Genomic DNA, 4602 nt, shown 5'->3' on the forward strand with positions numbered 1-4602 from the left:
GCGGCTTTATTTGCGCCTGTGCCAAGCCGCAGCCCTATCGCCCAACTGGCCTCGCATGCTGCGCAACCTCGCCGTCAACGCAATCAGAGAGCCGGCACCACGACTGACCGCTGGCTGAAAACGAATATTTCAGGGCCGACTACTTCAGATCGGATTAAGAAAATGTTCGCTCTCAAGGCAGACGCAGATGTGTGGTCGTTCTGTTTGATTTAGAACAAGTTCGTTGGTACAGCTTTGGCGGCCAGTGACGTCATACTTAACTTAACCTAGTACATCCTGATGAGATTCAATGATTTTCGCAATCTCTCCATCGACGACCGTGATGCCTTCTGGACCGAACAGGCCGGGTTGGTGGACTGGCACAAGCCCTTCGACCGGGTGTGCAACCACGACAACCCACCGTTCGCGCACTGGTTCGAGGGCGGGCTGACCAACCTGTGCCACAACGCGGTGGACCGGCACCTGAAAGACCGCGCAGACCAGAACGCGCTGATCTACGTGTCCACCGAAACGGACACCGAGCGCACCTACAGCTTCCGGGAGCTGCATGCCGAGGTCCAGCGCATGGCGGCGGTGCTGCTGGGGCAGGGCGTGAAGAAGGGCGATCGCGTGCTCATCTACATGCCCATGATTCCCGAGGCCACCTTCGCGATGCTGGCCTGTGCGCGCATTGGCGCCATCCACTCGGTGGTGTTCGGGGGGTTCGCCAGCCATTCGCTGGCCAACCGCATCGATGACGCCGCCCCTGTGGCCATCGTCAGCGCCGATGCCGGATCGCGCGGCGGCAAGGTGGTTGAGTACAAGCCGCTGCTGGACGAAGCGCTGCGGCTGTCCACCCACAAGCCAGCGTCGGTGGTGATGGTGAACCGTGGCCTGGCGCCGATGAGCCTTGTGCCCGGGCGGGACCACGACTACGCGGCCCTGCGCGAGCAGCACCTGGACGCACAGGTGCCCTGTGAGTGGATGGAGTCCACCGCCATCAGCTACACCATCTACACCAGCGGCACCACGGGCAAGCCCAAGGGCGTGCAGCGCGACACGGGCGGGTATCTCGTGGCCCTGGCCGCCAGCATGAAGCACATTTTCATGGGCGAACCCGGCGAGACCTACTTCTCCACCAGCGACATCGGCTGGGTGGTGGGGCACAGCTACATCGTCTACGGCCCGCTGATCGCGGGCATGGCGACCATCCTGTACGAAGGCCTGCCGATCCGGCCCGATGGCGGCATCTGGTGGCGCCTGGTGGAGAAGTACAAGGTGACGGTGATGTTCAGTGCGCCCACCGCCGTGCGCGTGCTCAAGAAGCAGGACCCGGCCTACCTCAAGCAGTACGACCTCTCCAGCCTCAAGGCCCTGTTCCTGGGCGGTGAGCCGCTGGACGAACCCACCGCGCGCTGGATCAGCGACAGCCTGGGGGTGCCCATCATCGACAACTACTGGCAGACGGAGAGCGGCTGGCCCATTCTCACCATCGCCAACGGTGTCGAGAAGAAAGCCAGCAAGTTCGGCAGCCCGGGTGTGCCGATGTATGGCTACAGCGTCAAGCTGCTGCACGAATCCACCGGCGAAGAACTCACCGGTGCCGATGAGAAAGGGGTGGTCGTCATCGAAGGGCCCACGCCACCGGGTTTCATGCAGACGGTCTGGAAGGACGACGCGCGCTTCGTCAACACCTACTGGAAGAGCATTCCCGGCAAGCTGGTCTACAGCACCTTCGACTGGGGCATTCGCGACCAGGATGGCTACTTCTACATCCTGGGCCGCACCGACGATGTGATCAACGTGGCGGGCCACCGCCTGGGCACGCGGGAGATCGAGGAAAGCATTTCCAGCCACGCCAATGTGGCCGAGGTGGCGGTGGTAGGGGTTGCCGACCAGCTCAAGGGGCAGGTGGCGATGGCTTTCGTGGTGGCCAAGGACAGTTCTTCGCTCTACGACGATGCCTCGAAACTCAAGCTGGAGGGCGAGATCATGAAGCGGGTGGACGAGCAGTTGGGTGCCGTGGCGCGCCCGGCACGGGTGCGCTTCGTGACAGTGCTACCCAAGACCCGCAGCGGCAAACTGTTGCGCCGCGCCATCCAGGCCGTGTGCGAGGGGCGCGATCCGGGTGACCTCACCACCATGGACGATCCTGCTGCGCTGCAACAGATACGTGCATTGTTGGTAGAAGAATACTAGAAGAAAACACACCGGAATTGCCGAAACGTGCCTCACTTGCGTACGGTAGTAGCAAAGCTTTGAAGTCAGCCCTCTGTCACAAACAGACGGAGAGAGTTGTGCAGTCCATCACCTCGGTATCAAAGCCAACACACGGTAAAATCCCAGTGATTGCTGGCCCGAATGAGGGGGCGTGTTGAATCTCTGATTTGCTCCATTCATCATTGGATGGACAGGTAGCGCCGTCGCCCGATCTTCCATGACACGCTCCCGCCTCGCATTGTGGCGACGAGTTGCTGCCCCAGCCGCTGTTCAAGCACCGGCTTCCAAGGCACCAAGCTGAACCCCATACCCTCATCGAGCAGTGCGTAGCGTCCGCTGGCAAGCATCACGCTGCGCCGGTAGATGCCGGCCACGCGCTGGCCGTCAGCCACGGGGCGATACCCCAAGCCGGTTTCGGCGGCAATGTCCTTCGCGGCGAGCGTCAGTTCCCGGTCGCGCAGCGTGCCCAGCAGGTTGCGCGCCAAGATCACGCGCTGCCCGCGCCGCTCGGCCAGCCCCTGTTCCGTCAGGAAGTTGGCACGCTGCTGCATTGCCTGCTTGGCCTCGCTACCAAAACCCAAATCACCCAAGCCGGAGCCGCCGCCGATCAACTGCTGGTCGAGCCAGGTGGCGCCGATGACGCGAGCTTGACGCTCAATGGGCAGGTGCGATTTTAGCTCCACGGCCACGCCGCCCAGGCGCTGCGCGTCGTACTGGCGGCCACGCTCGGGCAGGTCGTCCGGCACCTTCCATAGCCCCTCGGCCACGCGCTCCACGATGCCAGCCCGGCGCAGGGCTTCCAGGCGCCGGACATGGGCTGCCACGACTTCTTGCGGATCGCGGCCAGGGACAGTCTGCCCTTGCGCGATGGCAAGGTGATGGTCGGTGCGGTACAGGCCATTGCTTGCCATCGCGGCGATGGTCTTGTCCGCCGCCCGTATCTCGGCAGAGCCTTTCACCTCGACCACCGCGCCCATCGGATACTGCTCCAGTTTCGTCCTGGGCGACAGCGCGACGTAGTGCGCCTTGCCGTCGATGCCATCGACCACGAGATAGCCCCGGTCGTACAGTTCGTCGGCCAGCCCCTTGCCCGCTACGCGGCCGATGATGGAGTGCCCATCTTCGGCCGGCTGGAACACGGCCAGGTCGCGCTGCCTGCCGCCCATCGCACGTTGCATGGTGCGGATGATGTCGCCGCGCTCGCCCATCGCCCGCAGGGTGGACTCAGCTTCGGCGTGGACGGCACAGGTGCCAGGCTGGGTTTCCGTCGCCAAGCCCATGCGCTGAAGCCGTTGCAGTCGCCCGACCAGCAGCAGGCGCTGGCGCTGCAGCTTGGGATCATTGAAGCGTTCGATTTTCACCAATCCCTCTACCGCTTCACGCTGCAAGGTTCGATCCAGAGAAGTCCAGCGCTCCTGCTCCACCTCGCGGGCCAGAGTGCGCTGGATCTCCAGCTCGGTGCGTGGCCCGAGCCATTCGGTGGCCAGCTCCATCGCCCGCTCGCGCATCCCGCGGGTGATGTACTCCTGCGAGATGATGAGGTCTTTGCCCGTATCGTCCTTGCCGCGCAGCACGACGTGGGTGTGCGGGTTGTCGGTGTTCCAGTGATCCACCGCCACCCAGTCCAGCCGGGTGCCCAGATCAGCCTCCATGCGCTGCATCAGGTGGCGGGTATAGGTGCGCAGGTCTTCGAGTTGGTCGGCATGCTCGGGCGAGACGATGAAGCGGAACTGGTGACGGTCGCCCCGCCCGCGTTCCTCGAAAGCTGCCGTGTCCGCCTCGTCGGTGATGGTCCCATAGGCCCGTCCCTGTTCGCCCTGGCGATCCACGCCTTCGCGCCCGATGTAACGCAGGTGCTGCACCGTCGATTTGCCGCTGGCCTGCTGCAAATACACCAGCCGAACCTTGACCGTGGCCCGGCGTGAATAGGCAGTCAAGGACTGGCCCGTGAAGCTCGCCGCCGTATGCCCGCGCCCCAGACGAGAACCAGGCGCCTTGCCGGTGGTTTTGCCCCTCACCTTGCCACCCATTCCGCGCTTGCCGCCTGTAACGCCAGCCGCCTTGCTGGTCTGACGCAGCACCTGCGCAATGAAGGTGTCGCCGCGCTGCTTCGGCTTGCCTGGCCGCACGCGGAAACGGTCATCACCATCCGAGTTTCCGCGCTGGCTCATGATGCGCCTCCAGCCAAGCCCATCGCGCCCGAGCGGATGCGGCACACGGTGTTCCCAATGCCTGCATGGCATTTGCGCTGTTGGCGGCACGAAGCCACCCTGTGGCGCGTGCTGCCCCAAACCCATGTGCAGACTGGCTTTGCGCGCACCGTGGTGCCGCGCCCTTCAATCTTGCCTTCCGCCTTTGCCCCTCGCTGGCGCTCCGGGCAGCGGCGGCCCGGCGGCGCTGCTG

3 protein-coding genes are annotated in these 4602 nt (G+C 64.1%); 2 read left to right on the top strand and 1 reads right to left on the bottom strand.

Annotated features, from left to right (window positions below; all coding sequences use genetic code 11):
• A partial coding sequence (locus tag KXJ60_RS10265) for a hypothetical protein (RefSeq protein WP_291126918.1) occupies positions 1-213 on the top strand: 213 nt, incomplete at its 5' end.
• Between the two features lie 66 nt (positions 214-279).
• Positions 280-2178 carry a propionate--CoA ligase gene (locus KXJ60_RS10270; protein WP_056581650.1) on the top strand — a complete coding sequence of 633 codons (1899 nt, stop codon included), beginning with the start codon at positions 280-282 and terminating at the stop codon, positions 2176-2178.
• A gap of 200 nt (positions 2179-2378) precedes the next feature.
• Here the strand turns inward: KXJ60_RS10270 and KXJ60_RS10275 are convergent, their stop codons facing one another.
• Positions 2379-4370 (bottom strand): relaxase/mobilization nuclease and DUF3363 domain-containing protein, encoded by a 1992-nt coding sequence (locus tag KXJ60_RS10275; protein WP_056581648.1) that lies wholly within the window; start codon positions 4368-4370, stop codon positions 2379-2381.
• Positions 4371-4602: the final 232 nt, after the last annotated feature.

The organism is Hydrogenophaga sp., assembly GCF_019264445.1.
Classification (GTDB): Bacteria; Pseudomonadota; Gammaproteobacteria; order Burkholderiales; family Burkholderiaceae_C; genus Hydrogenophaga.